General features: G+C 58.1%; 16 protein-coding genes. 8 read left to right on the top strand and 8 right to left on the bottom strand.

Annotated elements, in window-relative coordinates; all coding sequences use genetic code 11:
* Positions 1–2 precede the first annotated feature (2 nt).
* The 5 genes from ACFWW2_RS10770 to ACFWW2_RS10750 all read right to left on the bottom strand — a co-directional run bounded on the left by ACFWW2_RS10770 (position 3) and on the right by ACFWW2_RS10750 (position 7,794).
* The gene (locus ACFWW2_RS10770; protein ID WP_393928033.1) at positions 3–2,069 is read right to left on the bottom strand and encodes a dynamin family protein; all 2,067 of its coding nucleotides are present in this window, start codon (positions 2,067–2,069) and stop codon (positions 3–5) included.
* 162 nt (positions 2,070–2,231) lie between these two features.
* Complete coding sequence (locus ACFWW2_RS10765; RefSeq protein WP_393928031.1) at positions 2,232–3,578, bottom strand: GTPase; 1,347 nt, start codon at positions 3,576–3,578, stop codon at positions 2,232–2,234.
* Positions 3,578–4,669, bottom strand: coding sequence for a PP2C family protein-serine/threonine phosphatase (locus tag ACFWW2_RS10760; protein WP_393928029.1), 1,092 nt, complete (start codon positions 4,667–4,669; stop codon positions 3,578–3,580). Before ACFWW2_RS10760 ends, ACFWW2_RS10765 begins: the two co-directional genes overlap by 1 nt.
* On the bottom strand, positions 4,653–5,489 hold the full coding sequence (locus ACFWW2_RS10755) for an FHA domain-containing protein (RefSeq protein ID WP_393928028.1): 837 nt from the start codon (positions 5,487–5,489) through the stop codon (positions 4,653–4,655). The genes ACFWW2_RS10760 and ACFWW2_RS10755 overlap by 17 nt, the downstream gene beginning before the upstream one ends.
* Positions 5,490–5,532: 43 nt before the next feature.
* The gene (locus ACFWW2_RS10750; protein WP_393928027.1) at positions 5,533–7,794 is read right to left on the bottom strand and encodes a serine/threonine protein kinase; all 2,262 of its coding nucleotides are present in this window, start codon (positions 7,792–7,794) and stop codon (positions 5,533–5,535) included.
* 464 nt (positions 7,795–8,258) lie between these two features.
* Here ACFWW2_RS10750 and ACFWW2_RS10745 point away from each other — a divergent pair, with 464 nt between their 5' ends.
* Positions 8,259–9,263, top strand: coding sequence for a type I glyceraldehyde-3-phosphate dehydrogenase (locus ACFWW2_RS10745; protein ID WP_393928026.1), 1,005 nt, complete (start codon positions 8,259–8,261; stop codon positions 9,261–9,263).
* 195 nt (positions 9,264–9,458) lie between these two features.
* Here ACFWW2_RS10745 and ACFWW2_RS10740 read toward each other — a convergent pair whose 3' ends face one another.
* Positions 9,459–10,043 carry a MarR family winged helix-turn-helix transcriptional regulator gene (locus ACFWW2_RS10740; RefSeq protein WP_393928024.1) on the bottom strand — a complete coding sequence of 195 codons (585 nt, stop codon included), beginning with the start codon at positions 10,041–10,043 and terminating at the stop codon, positions 9,459–9,461.
* Between ACFWW2_RS10740 and ACFWW2_RS10735 the strand changes: the two genes are divergently transcribed.
* From ACFWW2_RS10735 to uvrC, 7 genes are all read left to right on the top strand, one after another.
* On the top strand, positions 10,042–10,524 hold the full coding sequence (locus tag ACFWW2_RS10735; protein ID WP_393928022.1) for a hypothetical protein: 483 nt from the start codon (positions 10,042–10,044) through the stop codon (positions 10,522–10,524). The genes ACFWW2_RS10740 and ACFWW2_RS10735 overlap by 2 nt on opposite strands.
* Before the next feature lie 461 nt (positions 10,525–10,985).
* Positions 10,986–11,912, top strand: a complete 927-nt coding sequence (locus ACFWW2_RS10730) for an ABC transporter ATP-binding protein (RefSeq protein ID WP_393928021.1) — start codon at positions 10,986–10,988, stop codon at positions 11,910–11,912.
* Complete coding sequence (locus ACFWW2_RS10725; RefSeq protein ID WP_393928020.1) at positions 11,909–12,670, top strand: ABC transporter permease; 762 nt, start codon at positions 11,909–11,911, stop codon at positions 12,668–12,670. Before ACFWW2_RS10730 ends, ACFWW2_RS10725 begins: the two co-directional genes overlap by 4 nt.
* 36 nt (positions 12,671–12,706) lie before the next feature.
* Positions 12,707–13,498: a S49 family peptidase gene (locus tag ACFWW2_RS10720; RefSeq protein WP_393928019.1), complete on the top strand. Its 792-nt coding sequence runs from the start codon at positions 12,707–12,709 to the stop codon at positions 13,496–13,498.
* Positions 13,495–13,662 carry a hypothetical protein gene (locus ACFWW2_RS10715; RefSeq protein WP_393928018.1) on the top strand — a complete coding sequence of 56 codons (168 nt, stop codon included), beginning with the start codon at positions 13,495–13,497 and terminating at the stop codon, positions 13,660–13,662. Before ACFWW2_RS10720 ends, ACFWW2_RS10715 begins: the two co-directional genes overlap by 4 nt.
* Positions 13,659–14,435 carry an SDR family oxidoreductase gene (locus ACFWW2_RS10710; RefSeq protein ID WP_393928017.1) on the top strand — a complete coding sequence of 259 codons (777 nt, stop codon included), beginning with the start codon at positions 13,659–13,661 and terminating at the stop codon, positions 14,433–14,435. The genes ACFWW2_RS10715 and ACFWW2_RS10710 overlap by 4 nt, the downstream gene beginning before the upstream one ends.
* A gap of 287 nt (positions 14,436–14,722) precedes the next feature.
* Positions 14,723–16,591: an excinuclease ABC subunit UvrC gene (gene uvrC, locus ACFWW2_RS10705; RefSeq protein WP_393928016.1), complete on the top strand. Its 1,869-nt coding sequence runs from the start codon at positions 14,723–14,725 to the stop codon at positions 16,589–16,591.
* A 243-nt stretch (positions 16,592–16,834) separates the two neighbouring features.
* On the opposite strand, the gene ACFWW2_RS10700 is transcribed toward uvrC, so the two are convergent.
* Positions 16,835–18,454 carry a putative bifunctional diguanylate cyclase/phosphodiesterase gene (locus tag ACFWW2_RS10700; protein ID WP_393928015.1) on the bottom strand — a complete coding sequence of 540 codons (1,620 nt, stop codon included), beginning with the start codon at positions 18,452–18,454 and terminating at the stop codon, positions 16,835–16,837.
* 154 nt (positions 18,455–18,608) lie between these two features.
* Positions 18,609–21,269 (bottom strand): hypothetical protein, encoded by a 2,661-nt coding sequence (locus ACFWW2_RS10695; protein WP_393928014.1) that lies wholly within the window; start codon positions 21,267–21,269, stop codon positions 18,609–18,611.
* Positions 21,270–21,281: the final 12 nt, after the last annotated feature.

Below are 21,281 nucleotides of genomic sequence, written 5' to 3'. Positions count from 1 at the left end.
CCTCAAGCCGGTGCGCCATCGCTAAGCTCTTCAAAGATGAATTCGAACAGCTCTTCGCGCTCTTGCTGCGCAGTGATACCAAAAATATCTTTCAAATCGTCAACGCCGATGTTGGATTTGTCACTGATATCGGTCAGCAGCGCGCGCTGCTCGGCCAGAAACTCGCGCAGCTCGCGTTCGGCCATCTGGCGAATATCCTCGGCCTGACGCACCTTCAGCTCGTCCACGATAGGGGCGGTTTCCGCTTCGATCAGGTCATAGAACCCGCTCGCAAAGGCGCGATAGCCCTTGCGACGTTTCCACCAGCCTTTCCACCAAGATGTCTGCAGGTCCAGCGCGATGGTCTGGCCCAGTGATACAGGGGCCGGGATTTCCGGGGCCGCCGGTGGCGTGATGGAAAAGTTTTCGACCGCAACACCAAAGGCGGTGCGATAGGTTTCGGCCAGATCACCTGCAGCGGCGGCAAATACCTGATCACAGGTTGATGCCACGTTGCGGCGCATGACCTGATAGCTGGTGCGCAACAGCATGCGCAAACCGTCCGGGCTGTACTGCCAGATCTGGTCTTCGCCGTTCTTTTCCAGGTGCTGCAGCAGGGATTCCAGCGCGCGATCCAGGAACCGCTTGTGGGACTGATCCACGCGTGACCCGAATTGCTGGAATACGATGTCCAACCGGTCATGCAGGAATTTGAGGTTATCGGCTTCCAGCTTGTCCAGATGCGCCGCCAACTGATCCGGTGGCATCATCGCAACGCTGTCACCGTCAATCCGCATCGACACGACAGAGTTAGAGGCGCGCACGCCGCCTACAAGGTTCAGGGCACGTTTGCGCGAAGCTGACAGCACCTCGGCACCCGGACCTTCGGCGATACGCTCTGACAGCGCCTTATAAAGCGCAGGGACACCCGACAGATGCCAGACCAGCTCGTTCGTTTCCATGCCGGACGTACCGGAATCGAGCGCGACCTCTGCCCAGTTGAACAGCGCCGCGGCACTATCAGCCACGATATCGTTCAGATCCTCGGACAGGGCGATATTGGCCCAATAGGCACTGCCGAAAATCACTTCCGGATTTTCGGGTCCGTTATTGTCGGCCAGCGTCTGCAGAATGCTGTCGCGGATTTCAGGGACCTGTTCAGCCGGGTTCGACAATTCATCGATCCGGTTGACAAAGATGATGACCTCGCGGGATTTGACGTTCGCGATCAGGCGGATCAGGCCCATATCCATCGAACTCAGCGCCTGATGGGCGGACAAGACGACAACACAGATGCGGCTGTCGCGCAGGGCGTTGATGGTAATCTGCTCGCGCATCATGAAGGTATCGTTGACACCGGGTGTGTCGCGCAGACACAGCGGCATCGGAATGGAATCCGCTTTCAGATACAGATCGGCGGATTTGGTGATATCGGCGAACTGACCCTGCTGGTCCTCTTCGTCCATATCCTCGAAATCATCGCCCATGCAGACATAGCGCTGGACCAACTCATCGCTCAATTCGGCATAGTTATGCTTTTGCCCCAATAGCAGTTCGAACTTGCGACCAAGGCGGGCCTTGGTCTTTTCGCGCATCTCGGCAATTTGTTCGCGGACTTTTTCCAGCTCCTCGTCAGCACCGGCGCGGGCGGACAATTCACCGATTCGGCCACCGTTTTCGACCAGATGATCCCATTCACCTTGGCTGAAGAACTGGAACGACGCGGTCGGCGCATCGGGCGGTAGCGGCGCATTCAGATGCAGCGAGGTGACAACCGATGTCCACGGGTTCACATCAGCGGGCAGTAGATCGGGGCGGCCCACCATCGCATTCACCAGCGATGTCTTACCCGATTTGATCTGGCCGATCATGGTAATGCTGGGTTCAAATGTCCGTAACTGCCTGATAAGCTTTGCAGATTTCTTCTCTGCATCCGGGCCACCAAGTTTCACGACGTCCGCAAGGGTCGCCTCGAGATCGGTGATCTCATCATGAAACGCGTCCAGCTTTTCAAGGCCAAGTCGCATGAAAGGGTGGTGCGCTGCAGGGACTTTGTACCCGTCCCCTTTTGTCAGCTCTTCCATCTTCATTCTTGTCCGTCCTCAATCACTCTTATTGGCACCACCTTTACCAGTTGATAGCCTCGTCGCCAAATCACGAGGCTTACACTGTTTTTATTGCCATAATGGAAACAGACCAGAACGGCAAAAGTGTGGCACAGTTTTCATAAAATTGTTAGCTGTTGCAACAGCTTACGCCGCCAGATCGGCCTGCAACTCGTGCTTGAGCTGCAAGAGCAGACTAAGCGCCTCGATTGCAGCGCTATCACGCTTTTCCATCTGCATCAACTGGACCAGATCAGCGGCATCCATTGCCGCGTCGCGGGCTGTTTGCAGGGCTGCGTCGGCGTCATCACCGTTCTCGTTCAGGTGATCGCTGATCCACTGCACATGCTCCACAGCCTTTGCAATTATGGTCGCAGCGCCACCATCGTCGATATTATCGACCTCCGCGATCAGTGCGCGGCTTTGTTCAATGATGTAAGCCACCGCCGCCTCATAGGCCTCTCTCGAGGCCGGATGTAGCGTGACGATATTGGATGCGGCGTCCTGCTCCTCGACGGTTGCCGCTGGTGCTGCCGCAGCGTCAGGTTGTGGCGCTGGCGTTTCAGTCTCAGCAACAGTGGCGTCGATTGCGGTTTCAATCTCGGCGGGTTCCCGCTCAGGTTTCGGCGTTGGCGTGGCGTCCGCTGCTTCGGGCGACAGAATGGGGGCCAGAACATCGGCATGCTGATGCAGCAGAATATCAGCCATATCCACGGCGGTCTGGCGGCCCATATCCACCTGCTTCAGTACAGCCGAAATCAGGGCGGTGCCGCCGCTGCTGCGCATCAGGTCCTTGTCTACCGTCTTGTTCGGGCGGCGGGCCGCAATGGCCTGCTTGGTCGCGATGGGCATGATATGGGCGAACTCATCCCGGGCAATCATGTTGATACCGTCCAGGGTCTGATCCAGCATGTTGTTGGCGCGCAGGAAATCCGCCTTGGTCAACATCAGAAACCCGTGATCCTTGATGATGTCAGGCATCTCTGACCAAAGGGACTGTTCGATCTTGCTGAATGACTGGGTGCACCAGATCGCGACCTCGCAACGTTTGCTGGCCCATTGGCTGGCGCGTTGCAGGGCGGTCGGATCGTCGGGTGTCACCACCTCAAGCAGGCTGATCTTGGTCAGGGCGGCCAGTGGCATCTGCATTTCGACAAAGGCGGGGGACATGGCGGCGATCTTGTCGCCGTCGGCATGGTCAACGGTCTGCTTACTGCCGTCCGCAAGCGTGACGACCGATTGCGGGGTCTCGCCATAGCTTAACTGCAGGGTCGGAAAGGGAGTGTCAGACGGCAGGACGATGGCGCCCACCAACAGGTTCAGCAATGTCGACTTGCCTGATCCGGGGCGGCCCAACAGGGCGATACGCACCGGTTTCTGCAGGCGGCTCAGCAGATGTTCTGCCTTCTCCTGTACGGACGAAGGCAGCAGATGTGACTCTACTGCCTGCGTCAGTTGTTCTTGGACGCGCGCGCCCAGAGATCGATTCGACATTACTTACCTCCGGCGGCTATCTTAGCCGGCGGCGCAGCCGCATCAACCTCCTGATCTGGTGTGTCTGTTGTGTCGTCGGTCTTGTTGGCATCAGCCTTCGGGTCAACCGGTTTGACCGGTTTGACTTCCTTGATGACCGGCGGAAGCTGCAGATCACCGCTGATCTTTTCCTTGGGCTTTCCGGCAGGGATGCCATCGGCCCCAGGTGCATCATCATCCATCTGCACCACGCGGGTGACAGTGGCGGCATGGGTTTCCACATGGCCGATCGGCTTGGCGCGGATAGCGCGGATTACCGGCTTGTTGTGGTTCAGCTTGATGACCGAGAAGGAACAGTTGTCCTGATCGGGGTCTGCCAGGGCCTCAATCGCCTCCAGCAAATACCCGCAGATTTCGGCGCTCTTGCGGCGGCGATAGCGGTGCAGGATTTTCTGGATCTTGTCGTCTTCCAGATATTGCAACCCGTCAGAGGAGACGACGACAATATCGCCGACCTGCAATTCGAACGGGGTCTTGGGGCAATCGGACTTCGCCACGCGATCACCCAGGATCACAGAGGTCAGACAGTTGCGATCAGGGTGGTTCTTGCCTGCCTCAGGGTCCAGCAAGCCCGACTTCACCATGAAATCGATCTGAGGGGCCATCGAATGGTCCTCATTCAACTGCTGCATCTTGCCTGCACGATAGTGATACAGGGGGCTGTCACCGATAGACATCCAGAACATGCGGTTTTCAACCAGCACCAGTGACACCAGCGTGGCACCCATGCCCCGGGTTTCGGGGTGTTCCATCACATGCTCGCGGACGCAGTTGTTTGCGTTGACCGCGGCAGAGGTCAGGTAATGGGGGATCTCGGTTTCAAAATCAGCAAAGTTTGCGCTTTGAAACTTCAGCTCGCTATAGACTTCGGTGACCACGATCTTACTGGCCACGTCACCGGCGGCATGGCCACCCATGCCGTCAGCAAGGACCACAACACCACTGTCCATCCCAAAGGGAAAGTCAGTGACAATCGCGTCTTCTTGATAGTCACGTCCGCCCTGACAAATCGCCGAAGCGACGTCAAAACGAGGTTCAGGCGATCGCCACATCTTCATCCTCCCCGTCGGCGTCATCGTCAGTCCAGCTGAAATCTTCATTGCAGAGGGCTACGAAACGCAGAACCGTCTCACCGATACGCATCACATCACCGGTTTTCAGCGTCTCATTGCTGATCAGCGGCTTGTTGTTCAGGCGCACGATATTGGACTTGCCGCCATGACCCAGCGTGAATTCCGCTGTTTCGGGGTCATAGACGATCGCCGCATGGTTCGTGCGCGAAATGGAATTGTCACCAAAATCGAGCTGCACCGCCTGATCCTCACCACGTCCGATCTGGGACATGCCGGCGAACAGGGAAAAGCTTTCGCCGCGGCCGGGGCCTTCGGCGACCACGATCCAGCCAACCGGGAATTTGGTGCGCCGTGCGGGAGGCGCAGACGGGATCGCGGGTGCATCATTGAAGATATCAACGACATCACCGTCAGATTTGTCAAAACCGATCAGGCGTGTCTTGGTCCGGCGGGCGCGGGCAGGTGACCGGGACGCCGCGGCAGAGGCGGCGGCAGCCGCAGAAGTGCTGCGCGCCGATGGCGCAGTCGCAGGTAGCTCGGTCGAACCGGCATTGTCATCCATATCCCAGATATTCACCGCAGGGGCCGCTTCGGCACCGTCGCCGTGGTTCACCTTGCTGTTGATATTGGTCAGGATATCCGTGACCGCCACGTCGCCGTTCTGGCCGGGCTGCAGCGCCTGGTTCTCATCCACGATGGATCCGATGGTGTCGCGATACGACTGTTCCAGAGATCCGGACGCACGACCAGCATCTTCATTTGTACGCTTCTTGCCAAAAATAGAGCGAAGAAATTTCATTTTACCTACCTTCCATTTACGTCACAGACGAGGATTGGTTGCACTACTCGCCGCTATCATAGCTAAGCGGAGCTACCCAACGGCCATCCCCGCGCTGGACCTCAAAGGCAAACTGCCCCGAGCCATCACTCAACTCGCGCTCGAAAATCTCGGCAATCGTGTCGCGGCCAGTGATGTTTTCTGAAGTGGTGATGCTCGACAGAAGAACATCACCAACCTGAAGACCTCCAGCAAGACCCTCAGGAACTTCGGTGACAGACGTGCGCCAATCGGTGCCATTGAACACCGTCTCAAAACGCAAGCCATTCGCCAGCGCGGTCTCCTGCACAACAGGAACCACCCAGCTTTGACCTTCGGTTACGCCCGACGCAGGGTCCAACGTGCCAAAGACAACTTCGATCTGATCCGCATCGCCCGGCGCAGTGGTGCCGCGCAGAACACGTGGAATATCGTTGATGGTATCAACCGGGGTGCCGTTCACTGTGGTGATGACCAGACCTTCGCGCACCCAGATCGGCGAAATGAACGCCACCTGGCCAACCCGGTTCGGCGACAGGGGATCCGCCTCGAACGGGAGTTGCACGGACCAGTTTGTGGTCACTTCCGACGGTGTCAGCTCATTTCCGGGCACAACAGCTGCGATTTCGTCAACAACCAGACCGGATCCAATGGCGGCAACCGCATCAGGGATGGCTGGCAGGGCAACTTCGGGGGTTGATGCATCGGCAATCGGGCGGTTCGCTGGCTGATTGGGCAGTTCCGCGTTCGCTGCAGGTTCAGTTGTGACCGGACGCGGGGTGTCAACCGGCTCGGGCAGCGGGGCAGGTGCCACGATTTCCGGAACGGCAGCGATTTCAAGGTTTTCGGGGCGGGCAGCAGGGCGAATTGTCGGCACAGGCTGCTCGATGGCCTCTTCTGGACCTGTCACAATAACAGGGCGTGGACCAGGCTCCTGCGCGGATGACGGCTCTGTCGCGTCGACGATCACCGGTCCGGGCAATGCGGGGGCGACCTCTTCCACTGGGGCGGGCTCAACCGGTGCAGGCTCTTCAATCACAGGTGCGACCGCAACCGGCTCAGGGGCGGCTTCGACAGGGGCCTCAACAGCAGGCGGCTCCACCGCCGCAGTTTCGACAGGTGCAGGGGCCTCGGTGGCTGGGGCTTCTGTCACGGGCGCCTCAGGCGTCGTGGCAACGGCCGCAGCAGGCTCTTCGCTGCCGGTCATCATAAAGGCACCAACGCCAACCAGCAGGGCCACAACGGCAGCCGAACCCAGCAGCAGGGGCATCTTGGATTTTGTTGCAGGCTGACCATTGGCATCGACCGCCGCACCACCGGCAGCGGGCTTGACAACGTTGAGTGAGGTCACATTGCCCTCAACCCCGTCCATCATGTTGATCCAGTCCTGTGCGGACTGCAGACGATCCTTGGGCAGAACGGCCAGCGCCTTGTCGATCGCAGCGAGGAAATCGCTGTCATACTCCGGGAAACGACCGATCAGCGGCTCGTAGGGGTCCGAATCGCCCGACGCAATCGCGGCTAGACGGGCCTGTGAGTTCGGGGGGACATCCTTGGCAATCAGATGGTGAAAGGATGCGGCCAGTGCATAAAGGTCAGAACTCGGGCTCTGCTCGGATCCGGCAATATAGAATTCCTGCGGGGAATAGCCGTCCTTGACCACACGCAGGGCGGACAACACGCGGCTTTGCTTGGTGGCCTCTTCACGGGCGGCACCAAAGTCGATCAGGACCGGATGGAACTGTTCGTTGATCAGGATATTGTCGGGCGAAATATCACGGTGCAGGATACCCTGATCGTGGATAAAGCCGACAGCGCCCAGAACCTCTTTGAGGATATTCTTGATCTGGGGCGGGGTCAGGCCGTGATTTGGATCCTCGATCGTATCCAGCAGATCGCGACCCTCAACGAAATCAAGGGCCATATAGGCGGTTTCGTTGTCTTCAAAGACCTGGTGGACACCCACAATATTGGGGTGGTCCAGCTTGGCCAGACTGCGGGCCTCCTGCACGAACAGGCGGACAATGGATTTCAGCTCGTTCTGGTGGGCGCGCGAACGAGCCTGCACGACATAACGGCTGCGACGGCAAAACGCGCCGGGGAAACACTCTTTAATGACAACTTTGCGGTCGAGACTGTCCTTGGCAAGATAGGTAATGCCAAAGCCGCCCGCGTTCAGAAAACGGTCGATTGTATACTGACCGTGCATCAACTTGGTGCCCGGCTTCAGCTCATCGACGAAATTGTCCTTTTCGTCTGCATTATCTTTCACTTGCGGCGTACCCATTTCACATCCAGCTTTCAAACTCGGCGGCCAGACGGAATTCCGCTAGCCCTTAGTTTCTAGTCTCATTCAAATTGGGCTAAAAAGTGACGCCAACTTGTTGTTTCATGGCCCGCAATGACGGGCTTTAAGACACATTATCACCTAATCATGAAACAGTGGTTGGCGATTTTTCGCCTATAATCACTGTATAGGTGCGCTTTCGCAGTCAATTTGCCCTTACGGGCGACCGGTCGATGAATATATCAGCGACAGCACAAAAAAATTGGCATTCTGCCAGGTTTCATGGATTAAGCATTCTTGTCCCACACAGATTCGCGCCCGATTCCCTCGATACTCCCGTGGAAGGTCACATTAACGAATCCTTTACATTTGTGGGTATAGCGGCATTGCAGCATTTTGCGAAACCCTCCTTGTAGCGGTCGCAACAAAGATGCAGCATCCCTGCAACGGTGTAGGGATCTGCCATGACACGGATTTTTATCAATGGTTTCGGTAGGATCGGGCGTACGGTGCTGCGGGCCTGGGCGTCCGGATGGGCGCCGGACCTGCAGATCGTCGGGATCAATGACATTGCGTCACCGGACCTCTGCGCGCATCTGTTTGCCTATGACAGTGTGTTCGGACCCTACCCCGGAACGGTCGAATGGGCGGAAAGTCGCCTTATGGTTGACCATAGGTCAATTCCACTTCACCGCACTTCGGATGTCAGCAAGCTGGACCTTGGTCATATCGATGTGATGTTTGAGTGCACTGGCAAGGCCAATAGTCGGGACATCGCCGAACGGGGGTTGCAGGCCGGGGCGGGGCGCATCCTCATATCCGGCCCGTCGGAGGCTGCTGACCTGACAATGGTGCTGGGGGCCAATGAAGGCTTGCTGGGCGATCAGTCCATCGTCTCGAACGCCTCCTGCACAACCAACGCGCTCGCGCCCATGGTCAGGTTGCTCGACAACACATGGGGGCTGCAAACCGGCTGGATGACGACCATCCACTGCTACACCGGCAGTCAGCCCACCATCGACGCCCCGCGCGGGGATATGCTGCGCAGCCGGGCGGCGGGGCTATCCATGGTGCCGACAACCACATCCGCGCAAAACCTGCTCAATCAGGTGCTACCCGACCTTGCCGGCCGGATCGAGGCTGCGGCGGTCCGGGTTCCCACCGCGTCCGTCTCTGCCATCGACCTGACCGTGACACTCAAGACCAAAGCAAGCCTTGCCGACGTGCATGACGTCATTCGCCAGCAATCCGGCATCATCGGGCACACCGACAAACCGCTGGTGTCATCCGACCTGCGGGCGCGTCCCGAAAGCCTGATCGTTTCACTCCCCGAAACGCGGGTGACCGCAGGCGGGCTGGTGCGCATCTTCGGCTGGTACGACAATGAATGGGGGTTTTCGTGCCGGATGCTTGATGTGGCGCAGATGATGAAACCGGGGCCTGCAGACTACGGCGCGTCCTCGCCCTAACAGCGGCAACGCGCAAAATCCGAAAAGCTGTCAGAAAGATGGAGTGTTGACGCCGGGGTCGGGCATCTCTGGCCAGGAGGTCTGGCTAGCGTATTTAGGGGGCATTCACGTCCATCTCGCCAATGGCTCCTTTCATAAAAGCCAAGCGACCGTACTGCGATTGGTGACTACGCCGAAACGGGAAAATGGGTTTGCTCATCCGAAATAGCGGAGGATTTGCTCTGCGGTTCTTCTGAATGCGTCGAATTCGCTTTCACCTACAGCTTCCTCTAAATCCCTTTCCAGGCGGTCAATTGCTTCGGCCCCCCGTGTCGCCAGCATTTCGCCCGCAGCGGTCAGTTCCAAAGTAAACGCGCGCCGGTCCAATGCCGACTGTGCCCTGCGCAACATCCGAAGTTCTTCTGCTCGGTTGACCAATCGGCTTGCCGTGTTCAGATCAATGCCGAGAAATCGGGCGTGATCTGCTTGGGTGAATCCTGGGTTGCCCTTAATCGCCAAAGCCAAGCCAATGAGACGCACGTCACTGTCAATGTCCTGACAGGCTTCAAGCAGTCGCGCCCGAAATACCCCGCTGATGCGGCCAAGCAATAGGCCCAGCGGAAGTGTTGAAAGCCTGTCGTCGTCGGTCGAAGGTGGATTATGTGTTGTCATTATCATATCATTTGATATTATATCAGATGCCATTATATGAGGGTTTCCAATGCGACTCAATTCCTTCGTAGCAGTCGGAGCCGCTGCATTCGCAGTTTCCGGCGTACTGAACATATTCGCTGATTTCATGCCCGACGCAGCTACCCAGCTGATGAACTTTGTCGGTGTGTGTTTAGGCGTGCTGGGACTACAGGCGCTTTATGTTTTTGCTCATCAAAAAACCGGCGTTGCAAACCTGTCGGGCTTTCTGTTGGCGACATTTGGCTTCCTGGGTATTGCAGGCTTCCTGTTCGCCGATGCCTTCGTGTTTCCGTCACTTGAGGCGGACACACTCGCTACGCTCATCGCGGGGACCACGGGACTCGCAATTTTTGCTTCTGTCATCCTCTACGTTGTGGGCGTCCTGCTCTTTGCAACGACACTCTTCCGCAGCGGAATGCTCCCGAAACCAGCATTGCTGCTTTGGGCGGCTGGTACACTTCCGACCTTGGCAGCGATTGCCTTACCAGCCGTGGTGATGACCGTCGCCGAGATTGTCGCAAGCGTCGGCGTTATCTGGATCGCATATGCAATCTTACGTGATATACGGTCCAACGCTTGGTCATATTGAAGTTGATCGACGTCCTGTGTAGACCCGGCATCGTTTCAATACAGACATTGGTGCACAGTGCAGCATCAGAAAAAATGGGCTCCTTCTGGACCTTCCCTACCCGCGCCTGCCTGCATGTAATGCGTCAGTTGATGGCCTGACCGCTAGCGTCTTTTGACTTGCGATATGATCGTCTGCACGCTGTAGCGTAGGCTTCCACCCCCACCCAAATCGTTAACGCGACACACCGCGCGGACCATTAACCCCGCAAAACGCCGCCAAAGGGTCCGACGCAAGTCCGACGTTTTGCCGACGCGATGCCGACCGGCCAAAACGGACAAAACACCAGCGTTAACACATGAGTCGTGGATCGCGGCAAAGCCGGGGTGTTGCGCGGCTCCAAAACAGGGTTCGCCACGTTAAGACCTTTCCCTCCCCCGCAACCCGGATTAGGTTCGTCAGACCCACCCAAAGGTTGCCTCATGCCGTCCATCGTTACCGTCCAGAACCTGCGCAAGGCCTATGCCGGGGGCTTCGAGGCCCTCAAAGGCGTCAGTCTTGACATCGAAGAGGGCGAGATCCTCGCCTTGCTCGGCCCCAATGGTGCGGGGAAAACCACCCTGATTTCAACGATTTGCGGGATCACCGTGCCCACATCCGGCAGCATCATGGTCGGCGGGCACGACACGCAGACATCGTTCCGCGCCGCCCGCGATCTGATTGGTCTGGTGCCGCAGGAGATTAACCTCGAACCATTCGAAACGGTCTTCAACACGGTCCGGTTCTCACGCGGCCTGTTCGGCAAACCGCGCAATGATGCGTATGTTGAAGACATCCTGAAACAACTATCGCTCGACGATAAAAAAGACAGCAAGATCATGATGTTGTCCGGCGGTATGAAGCGGCGGGTGCTGATCGCCAAGGCGCTGTCTCACGAACCCCGCGTCCTGTTCCTCGATGAACCCACCGCCGGTGTCGACGTCGAACTGCGCAAGGACATGTGGGAGGTCGTCGCACGACTCAAGGCGTCCGGGGTGACCATCATCCTGACCACCCACTATATCGAAGAGGCCGAGGCGATCGCCGACCGTGTCGGTGTCATCAACAAGGGTGAAATCCTGCTGGTGCAGGACAAGGCCGACCTGATGGCGCAGATGGGGCAGAAACAGCTGCAAATCGCCCTGTCCGACGCGATCAGCGAAATCCCTAACACCTTGAATTCATACGCGCTTGAACGGTCCGATGACGGGCTGCACCTGACCTACAGCTACGACACGACAGGCGAACGCACGGGCATCACGACCCTGCTGAACGACCTACAGGCCAGCGGGCTGCAAATGAAAGATATCCAGACCAAACAAAGCTCTCTCGAAGATATCTTTGTCGGGCTGGTAAAGGAGCAGGCATGAACCTCACCGCCGTCAAATCCATTTATGTCTTTGAAATGGCACGGTTCTTCAGGACGCTGACGCAAAGTCTGATCTCTCCCGTCCTGTCCACATCGCTTTACTTCGTCGTCTTCGGCGCGGCCATCGGCAGCCGGATTCAGGAGGTTGAGGGGGTCAGCTACGGTGCATTCATCGTGCCGGGGCTGATCATGCTGTCGGTCATGACGCAGGCCACATCCAACGCGAGCTTCGGTATCTATTTTCCCAAGTTTATCGGTACCATTTACGAACTGCTCTCAGCGCCGGTAAATTTCCTCGAAATCACAATGGGTTACGTGGGCGCCGCAGCCACCAAAGCCATGTTCATCGGGCTGATCATCCTCGGTACGGCCTATTTCTTTGTCGATCTGCAAATCGCCCACCCCATCGCCATGCTGGCCTTCCTGACGCTGACCTGCATCAGTTTCGCGTTGCTGGGTTTCATCATCGGCATCTGGGCGGGCAACTTTGAACAGTTGCAGCTGATCCCGCTTCTGGTCATCACGCCGCTCGTGTTCCTGGGGGGATCTTTCTATTCCATCACGATGCTGCCGCCCGTGTGGCAGACCATAACGCTCTTCAATCCTGTCGTTTACCTTATCAGCGGCTTCCGCTGGGCGTTCTTTGGTACGGCAGATGTCAGTATCGGCGTGTCGCTCGCGGCTATCGCCCTGTTCACCGGGATTTGCCTTGCCGTGATCTGGTGGATCTTCCGCACTGGTTGGCGGATCAGAGAGTGACTTGCAGGTGGCAGGCGAAGGTTTAAGTAACCGTCTATGAAATATATCCCCTTTACCAAATCCGATCCGTTTGTTGCGGTGATCCGGCTGCAGGGTGCGATCAGCAATAGCGCGCGCGGGCTGGATAACCCCAGCCTCGCCCCTGTCATCGAAAAGGCGTTCAGCAAGGGCAAGCCCGCCGCTGTGGCGCTGGAAATCAACTGCCCTGGCGGGTCGCCGGTGCAATCCTCGCTGATCGCCTCGCGGATACGCAGGCTGGCCGACGAAAAGAAAATCCCAGTTTTCGCCTTTGTCGAAGATGTCGCGGCCTCGGGCGGCTATTGGTTGGCCTGTGCTGCGGACGAGATTTTTATCGACGCGTGCTCGCTGACCGGCTCGATCGGTGTGATCAGTTCCAGCTTTGGCGCGCATGAGGCGATTGCCAATTATGGGATCGAACGGCGGGTGCACACGGCGGGCAAGTCCAAATCCCTGCTGGACCCGTTCCAGCCGCAAAAACCGGCAGATGTGAAAAAGCTCAAGGGCTGGCTGGAAGACCTGCACGAAACCTTCATCGGTTACGTCAAATCGCGGCGCGGCACCAAGCTGTCCGACAATCCTGATCTGTTCACCGGTGAGGTTTTCATCGGCCAGAAAGGGATCGACGAAGGGCTGGTCGACGATATCGGCCATCTGGCCCCGGTGATGAAACAACGCTTTGGTGACAATGTGAAATTCAAACGCTACGGCGCTAGGAAATCCATCCTGTCCCGGTTCGGCGCACGGATCGTGGATGACACGATCAGCAGTATCGAAGATCGCGCCGCCTTCGCCCGGTTCGGCCTATGATCCTCAAGGCGATCTTTTTCTTTCTGGCCTTCATGGTGGTGCTGGGCATCTTTGGCAAATGGCGGTTCCCCGGGCAAAGCCGGCTGGCCTCGGCCAAATGCCCGAAATGCCAGCGGTTCAAGATCGGCAAAGGGCCCTGCGTCTGTGAAAAGGGGCGGCCATGAAGGCGCTTGTCACCGGTGCCGGTGCGCGGCTGGGGCAGGCGATGGCGCTCTATCTCGGGCAACGCGGCTACGATATCGCCGTGCATTATGCCGGGTCCCGGCAGGGGGCCGAGGAAACGGTGACCCAACTGCAGGCGATGGGGCGGCAGGCGACCGCGTTGCAGGCCGATCTGCTGGATGAGGATGCGACGCAAGCCCTTGTCGGGCGGGCCGTCGATGCGCTTGGCGGGCCGCTGACCTGTCTGATCAACAACGCCTCGATCTTTGAACATGACACGGTGCAAAACGCGACCCGCGAAAGCTGGGACAGGCATCTGGAATCCAACCTGCGCGCACCCTTTGTGCTGACCCAGCATTTCGCCGCACAAACCCCCGATCCGTTCGATGATGAGATGGGTGAACCAACAGCCCAGGCGCTCGTCATCAACATGCTGGATCAGCGCATTCACAAACTGACCCCGGAATTCATGAGCTATACGATCGCCAAAATGGGGCTCTGGGCGATGACGCGAACGACGGCGCAGGCACTCGCCCCGCGTGTGCGGGTCAACGGGATCGGTCCGGGGCCAACATTGCAGGGGCATCGGCAAAGCAAGGAACACTTTGACAGGCAGCGGGCCGCGACCGTCCTGCGGCGCGGGGCAAACCCGTCTGACATCACTGCGGCGCTGGGTTATTTCCTTGATGCGCCTGCTGTGACCGGGCAAATGCTGGCGGTTGACGGGGGGCAGCACTTGGCCTGGGAAACGCCGGATGTGCTTGGGGTTGAATGACGCAACGGCAAAGTTACGCACTGGCCCGCCCGCGCGTTCACGAAACTGTCACAAAGCGCCTATTTTTCAAGGCGTTAAGCATATATCAATAAAAATATATAATGAAATCAACGACTTGAAATACTGCCTATTTTTTAGGCATTTCGACGAAGTCTGCCGAAAACAACAGAAAATTCCACCTGCCAAGGTTTAACCCACCGAGTTATCCACAGAAACCGTGGATGCCTTTCCTCTTGTCCCCGCTGCATTACCATTGCAGCAAGCACAGAATCACAAGACACCCGAGCATGACCGAGCAGCCAACCAAGACACCAGTGACAGGATATGACTGCATTCAGGGGTATCTGCGGACCTTGGATGCATCGCCCGGCGTCTATCGCATGCTGGATGCGGATAGCCGGGTGCTTTATGTGGGCAAGGCGCGCAACCTAAAGGCGAGGGTGAGCAGCTACGCACGCCCCGGTCAGCATTCCCCGCGCATCACCCGCATGATCCGTGAAACTGCATCGATGATGTTCCTCACGACCCGGACGGAAACCGAGGCGCTGCTTTTGGAACAGAACCTGATCAAGCAGCTCAAGCCGCGCTATAACGTCCTGTTGCGCGACGATAAATCCTTCCCGAATATCCTCGTGGCCAAGGATCACGCTTTCCCGATGATCAAGAAACACCGGGGCGCGAAAAAGCAAAAAGGTGACTACTACGGCCCCTTTGCCGGGGCGGGTGCGGTCAACCGAACGCTGAACCAACTTCAGCGTGTGTTCCTGTTGCGCAACTGCTCGGACAGCGACTTCGAAACGCGCACGCGCCCTTGCCTGCAATACCAGATCAAACGTTGCTCGGGCCCGTGCTGCGGGCTGATCTCGGAACGGGATTACGCGGCCTCTGTCCGTGATGCCGAACAATTTCTGCAAGGCCGCACCAAGGGCATTCAGGAGGCGCTCGCCAAGCAGATGCAGGCGGCCAGCGCCGACATGGAATTTGAACGCGCCGCCGCGCTGCGCGACCGGATCAAGGCGCTGACGCAGGTCCAATCAGCCCAAGGCATCAACCCGCAATCCACGGCAGAGGCGGACGTGATCGCGCTGCATACCGATGGGGGGCAGGCCTGCGTTCAGGTGTTCTTCATCCGCGCCAATCAGAACTGGGGCAACCACGATTACTACCCCCGCATCAGCGGGGACGAAGACCTTTCAGAAGTGATGGAGGCGTTCGTTGGTCAGTTCTACTCTAACCGCGAACCGCCGCGCATGCTGATCCTGTCGCATGGCCTGGACAATGATGATCTGATGGCGGACGCGCTGTGTGAAAAGGCGGGTCGCAAGGTCGACATCATCATCCCGCAACGCGGTGAAAAGGCGGAACTGGTCCAATCCGCCCTGCGCAACGCCCGCGAAAGCCTGGCGCGCAAAATGTCGGAAACCGCCACGCAGGCCAGATTGCTCAAAGGCGTGGCAGAGGCATTCGACATGGACAAGGTGCCGCAACGGATCGAGGTTTACGACAACTCCCATATCCAGGGCGCTCATGCGGTCGGGGCCATGATCGTGGCCGGCCCTGACGGGTTCGACAAAAACCAGTATCGCAAGTTCAATATCAAGGACACGAAACTGACCCCAGGTGACGATTTCGGCATGATGAAAGAGGTGCTGACCCGCCGTTTCCAGCGCCTTCTGAAAGAAGACCCGGAACGGACCCAAGGCACTTGGCCCGACCTTTTGCTGATCGACGGCGGGGCCGGGCAGGTCAGCGCTGTTCAGGAAATCATGAACAAACTCGGCGTGGCCGATATCCCCATGGTCGGCGTCGCCAAGGGCGAGGATCGCGATGCGGGCAAAGAGGAGTTTTACCGCACCGCTAAACCCGTCATGGCGCTGCGCCACAATGATCCGGTGCTTTACTTCATCCAGCGGATGCGGGACGAGGTGCACCGCTTTGCCATCGGCACCCACCGCGCGAAACGATCCAAGGCGATCGGGGCTACCCCACTCGACGATATCCCCGGCGTCGGTGCGACCCGCAAACGCGCCCTGCTGGCCCATTTCGGATCAGCCAAGGCCGTGGCCCGCGCCAACCTTGCCGACCTGAAAGCGGTTGACGGCGTATCGGCCAATATGGCGCAAACAATCTATGACTTCTTTCACGAAAACGGCTGAGCTTTGATTGTGACATCAGACTGTCACACCATGACAGTGATCTGTTCCCTCATCTGCGGCACAAGCCGCGCGGCCCATTAGTGGAAGGTGTAAGCCAAGGTTAAACCCAAAAGACATCATTCAGCTTATTTGTTTTCACGACGGGTGCAGCCGAGACGAGAACGAGACCAGCGAAAAATCTGTATTGTAAATCTCAAGGGCGCCGCCAAACGCGGCGGCGCGACCGGGCACGGCAGGCCATCATCAGCTCGCCTTGCTTTGCAGTACAGCCACCTTTTCGGTGATTTCTGTCGGTCCCTTTGCCCAGTCGCTCCATTGTTCGTCAACCAGCCAGGCCACATGTTTGGCGGGTACGGCCCGTTCGAACAAAAAACCCTGACCGAGTGAGCAGCTCAACCCTTCGAGATAATCAAGGTCTTCCCGGCTTTCGATGCCTTCGGCGGTCACATCAAGGGCCAATCCCTTGGCCAGTGACATGATCCCGGTCACGATCTTCTGGTTTTGCGGCTCACCCGCGATATTGGTGACAAAGCTGCGGTCGATCTTGATCCGGTCAAACGGCAACTGGCGCAGACTGGCGAGGCTGGAATACCCGGTGCCAAAATCATCCAGCGCGACGGCGACACCCAGTGCCTTGAGCGCATCAAGCTTTGTCCGTGCCACGCCAAAATCGCTGATGATAGAGCTTTCCGTCACCTCAATGGTCAAACGATGCGCATCGAAATCTGATTGCGTCAGGATTTCCTTGATCTGATCAACCAGATTGGGGTCATGAAACTGCAGCGGTGAGACGTTGAATGAAATGGTGAGTGACGGGTCCCAGTTACTGGCCGCACGACAGGCCTGACGCAGCACACTCAATCCCAGCGCGCCAATCTGCCCGCTGTCTTCAGCGATTTCGATGAAGACACTTGGTTCAATCGGCCCGCGCTTATGGTGTGTCCAGCGCGCAAGAACCTCAAACCCGATCAGTGTCTTGGTCTCGATCTGAATGATCGGTTGAAACCAGGCCTCGATCTCGTCTTTGGCGATGGCCAGTTTCAGATCGGCCTGTATTTCGGCGCGTTCATGGGACTGCCGATCCAGTTCGGCATCATACCACGCAAACCTGTTACGGCCCTGCGTCTTGGCGTCGTAAAGCGATTTGTCGGCCCGGCGCAATGCCTCAGTTCCGGAGATGTCAGCCGACCAGTTCATCAGGCCGATACTGCAACCAATATGGATCTGCGCGCCATCATGATCAAAGGGTTGCGTCATCGTATGCAGCAGGCGGCGCGCGATACGTTCGACCTGTGTCGCGTCCAGTCCGCGTTCAAAGATGACAGCAAATTCGTCGCCGCCCAACCGCGCGATCGCGCCAGCCTCACCAACCTCGGCCTGCAACCGTTGTGCGGCGGCGCGCAGGGTCGCGTCACCGGCTGCGTGCCCATAAAGGTCATTCACCGGTTTGAACTTGTCCAGATCGACCATCGCGATAAAGCATTCATCGGCATCAGACAGGTGCTGTCCCGCGACCTCCAGCTTGGTCTCAAAAGCCCGGCGGTTCATCAACCCGGTCAGCGGGTCATGGCGCGCGTTCTTTTCGGCCCGCTTGCGCTGATACTCGCGTTCATGCACCAGTTTTTTCAGCCGCCTGCTTTGATAGATGGCTGAAAAAATCAACGCGATCGACAGGTTGATGACGAGCATTCCCAGCTCATCCAGGTCCCAATCCTCATGCGCGCGGCTATAATAGTAGAACCTTTCGAATAGCTCCATCTCGGCCAGGATGGGCCAGGTGACGATGGCGGACAGGAAAAACAAGATCGGAATCACGCCGACATGCGCCACGAATTGCCGTAGTTTCGAAGGAATGAGGTCCATGTACTGTCCAAACACTGTCAACGCTTGCGACAGACCGTAGGAAAAAAGACCTGTGAACAGGTAAACGACAAACATGAAGTAGTTCGAAGTTTAGCGATGTTGCCCCGGAATTCCCCTGCCGCTTCAAGTCCGGTGCAGCGGCAGGGGTGCAGGCTTATATCATGTCAAAGCCAAGGCTGGTCAGCTGCACCATCAGGTCACTGTCGCTGGACAGGACGGTGTTCCAGCCCGGTGCGGTCAGGTTCGACATGCTGAGGTCTTCGGCCTGAATGCCCGCCAGGGCGGTGCTGTTCCCGCCATTGCCCAGAACCTCGAAATACAGGTTTCCATCGGCCTCGCGGGCGGTGACCTGACCGGAGCCGAGCGCGTTCAGGTCGATCACATCATCATTCACATCGAACCCACTGATCGCGGTTTTCTTGGCCCAGTTCCAGCTTATTTCGGCCGTGTCCGCTGTGGTATCATCGAACAACAGTGTCTCGTAACCCTGCAGACCGCCACCCGTGTCAGGATTGCCGCCGGTGTCCGGGTTGCCGTCGCCGTCACCCGGATCGGGCTGACCATCGGGAACGCCTGTCGTATCACCTGTGCGGGTCTGGAACCCGTCCGTGCCTGCCCCGGCAGGGGCATCAGGCGTCAAAAGCCCAGCGCGCGACACCAGCGTGACCTGTTCGGCGCTATAGCCAAAGGGTATCTCAAGATTATCCTCGACAACCTGATCATGGTGAAACTCGATCAGACCGGGGATCAGGTCGGCCTTTGTTACCCCGGTCAAGGTCATGCTCTGCCCGGTCGGCAAGGAAGAAATAACAAGGCCCGCGCTCGTATCCTCCACGCTCAGCCGTTCGCGCGTACCGAAATAGAGGAAACTGATCTTCATCGTGCCGGGGTCGAAATTGTCGATCACTTCGCTGACGCCGTATTCATGGCTGCGCACATAGACCGTGTCAGCCTCGCGCGGGCCGATGCCCAGTTCCCAGCTCATCACGCCGCCCAGATCCTGGCGCAGATGTTCGTTCCCCACGATCCCGAAATTGGCCATGGTCAGGTCGGTGATCTGCACGCCCTGCACAATCTGCATGGCGGTCGACCACGGGCTGTCCAGCACCAGTTCGCCATTCGGGGTCTTGGTGATGATCAAGCCATGGACGGATGTGCCCCCGACATCAATCTCATCGCGGTTGGGGTCAAATCCGGTGATATCGTCAGCGTTGATATCGGCCCGGAATTTGGTGCCCCCAAGGTCCGTCTGCCCGGTTGTCGCAACAGGGGTGGACCCGTCGGTGTCATAAGTGACCGGGAACCCATCGGTTGAACCGCCCGGATCGGTGACGACGGCATTGATTGCCGCGACCACCTCATTCAGGGCCGATTGCTCCGCGATTGAGAAATTGGCCATGCTCAGATCATCAAGCCCGATATCCAGCAGGATGGTGGTTGACTGAACGCCGCCTGCCGCATCAAGCACGACAATGCGGGTGGTCAGTCCAAGCGCATCGCCGCTTTCCTCAAAGATCTGCAGGCGCTCTGCGGTCATGCCGCCCTCGATATGGACCATATCCATGGACGGGTCGAAACCGGCCACTGTCTGATCACCCGATGTCAGGGTGATCATTGTCATCTGTCCGGTCATGCCGCCATGGCCATCATCGCCGCCGGCATTGCCCCCGGTGCCATGCCCGCCATCGCCCGGGACGTCGCCGCCAGTATGCGAGATCAGGCTGGCCAGCTCTGCCCGGGTCGTGTCCTCCAGCGCCCTGATCCGGGACATGTCCAGATCGTCCAGCGTCACACCCGCAAGGGTCAGTGACTGGTTGTTTGAAGGGACGGAAAAGACGACGCCTTGGGCGGTCTGGGTGACGTCAATCGAGTCGGCCGCGATCCAGGCGATAAAGATCGTATCGGTCGCCGGATCAAAACTCGGGTCGACAACGGTCCGTCCCCACGCCCAGTCTATGACGTGGGTCGCGTTGGCCGCTGTAATGGCCGCATTGTCACTGCCCCCGCCGGGGGCACCCCCGGCATCGCCGCCGCCGTCAGGCATACCCCCGTCGTCGCCGCCAGTCTCCGGGGTGCCACCGTCTGGCACGCCCAGACCTTCGTCACCGGTCATGCGGCTTTCGAAGTAAGCGATGGCCTCGGCCACGGACGGGGCATCATAGCCGCCGAAATCAGAAATATAACGCAGGATCGTGGTGCCATATTCATCGGTGGACACATTGCCCGCCTGCAACAGGTTCAGCGTGCCATAGGCGCCGCGCAGATGGGCGGCCGCCATGATACCGGTCAGGGTCAGCGTGACATTCACTGTCGCCCCGCCATCCTGATAAGTGCGGGTTGTGCCGATATAATCCTCCAGGCTTTCCCCCTGATAGGACAGACCTTCCTCGATGATCTTGAGGTTGAAGCCAAACGCCTCGCGAATGGCGACCTCCTGCGCGACCTCGGTCTTGAAGTCTGCCAGTGAATCGACGCCATTCTTGCCGGTCCAGGTGCCATCCCAGGTGTTGGTAGCGGCACCGCTACCGTAAAAGACATCGTCGTCGTAATACCCCAGATCAATCAGCAACGCCTCGCCAAACTGATAGCCCACAAACCCCAGCGCATTGGTCGAGGTATAGGACATTGCTTTCCACTCGCTGTCCGACAACTGGCCCCAGGATGTGTACTGCGGATAGAAACTCTGCACCGGGCCGCCGGCCCATTGCGTCAGCTGCGCATCGGTGATCCGACCCGTTTCATACCGGTCGCGGTCCCAACCGCTTTCAAATGCGCGCATCGCGTCCAGAAAATCCTGGAAAGACCCTTGTGGCATATCAGACCTCTT

Source organism: Yoonia sp. R2-816, assembly GCF_046762905.1.
Taxonomy (GTDB): domain Bacteria; phylum Pseudomonadota; class Alphaproteobacteria; order Rhodobacterales; family Rhodobacteraceae; genus Yoonia.
This window is presented reverse-complemented; position numbering and strand designations above follow the sequence as displayed.

What these genes read in the sequence shown, in the direction of transcription:
- ACFWW2_RS10720 (WP_393928019.1), top strand. Translation starts at nt 12,707, where the DNA reads ATGAAATATATCCCCTTTACCAAATCCGATCCGTTTGTTGCGGTGATC.
- ACFWW2_RS10745 (WP_393928026.1), top strand. Translation starts at nt 8,259, where the DNA reads ATGACACGGATTTTTATCAATGGTTTCGGTAGGATCGGGCGTACGGTG.
- ACFWW2_RS10740 (WP_393928024.1), bottom strand. Translation starts at nt 10,043, where the DNA reads ATGAAATCAGCGAATATGTTCAGTACGCCGGAAACTGCGAATGCAGCG.
- ACFWW2_RS10770 (WP_393928033.1), bottom strand. Translation starts at nt 2,069, where the DNA reads ATGAAGATGGAAGAGCTGACAAAAGGGGACGGGTACAAAGTCCCTGCA.
- ACFWW2_RS10755 (WP_393928028.1), bottom strand. Translation starts at nt 5,489, where the DNA reads ATGAAATTTCTTCGCTCTATTTTTGGCAAGAAGCGTACAAATGAAGAT.
- ACFWW2_RS10700 (WP_393928015.1), bottom strand. Translation starts at nt 18,454, where the DNA reads ATGGACCTCATTCCTTCGAAACTACGGCAATTCGTGGCGCATGTCGGC.
- ACFWW2_RS10735 (WP_393928022.1), top strand. Translation starts at nt 10,042, where the DNA reads ATGCCCGACGCAGCTACCCAGCTGATGAACTTTGTCGGTGTGTGTTTA.
- ACFWW2_RS10765 (WP_393928031.1), bottom strand. Translation starts at nt 3,578, where the DNA reads ATGTCGAATCGATCTCTGGGCGCGCGCGTCCAAGAACAACTGACGCAG.
- ACFWW2_RS10730 (WP_393928021.1), top strand. Translation starts at nt 10,986, where the DNA reads ATGCCGTCCATCGTTACCGTCCAGAACCTGCGCAAGGCCTATGCCGGG.
- ACFWW2_RS10710 (WP_393928017.1), top strand. Translation starts at nt 13,659, where the DNA reads ATGAAGGCGCTTGTCACCGGTGCCGGTGCGCGGCTGGGGCAGGCGATG.
- uvrC (WP_393928016.1), top strand. Translation starts at nt 14,723, where the DNA reads ATGACCGAGCAGCCAACCAAGACACCAGTGACAGGATATGACTGCATT.
- ACFWW2_RS10760 (WP_393928029.1), bottom strand. Translation starts at nt 4,669, where the DNA reads ATGTGGCGATCGCCTGAACCTCGTTTTGACGTCGCTTCGGCGATTTGT.
- ACFWW2_RS10750 (WP_393928027.1), bottom strand. Translation starts at nt 7,794, where the DNA reads ATGGGTACGCCGCAAGTGAAAGATAATGCAGACGAAAAGGACAATTTC.
- ACFWW2_RS10695 (WP_393928014.1), bottom strand. Translation starts at nt 21,269, where the DNA reads ATGCCACAAGGGTCTTTCCAGGATTTTCTGGACGCGATGCGCGCATTT.
- ACFWW2_RS10725 (WP_393928020.1), top strand. Translation starts at nt 11,909, where the DNA reads ATGAACCTCACCGCCGTCAAATCCATTTATGTCTTTGAAATGGCACGG.
- ACFWW2_RS10715 (WP_393928018.1), top strand. Translation starts at nt 13,495, where the DNA reads ATGATCCTCAAGGCGATCTTTTTCTTTCTGGCCTTCATGGTGGTGCTG.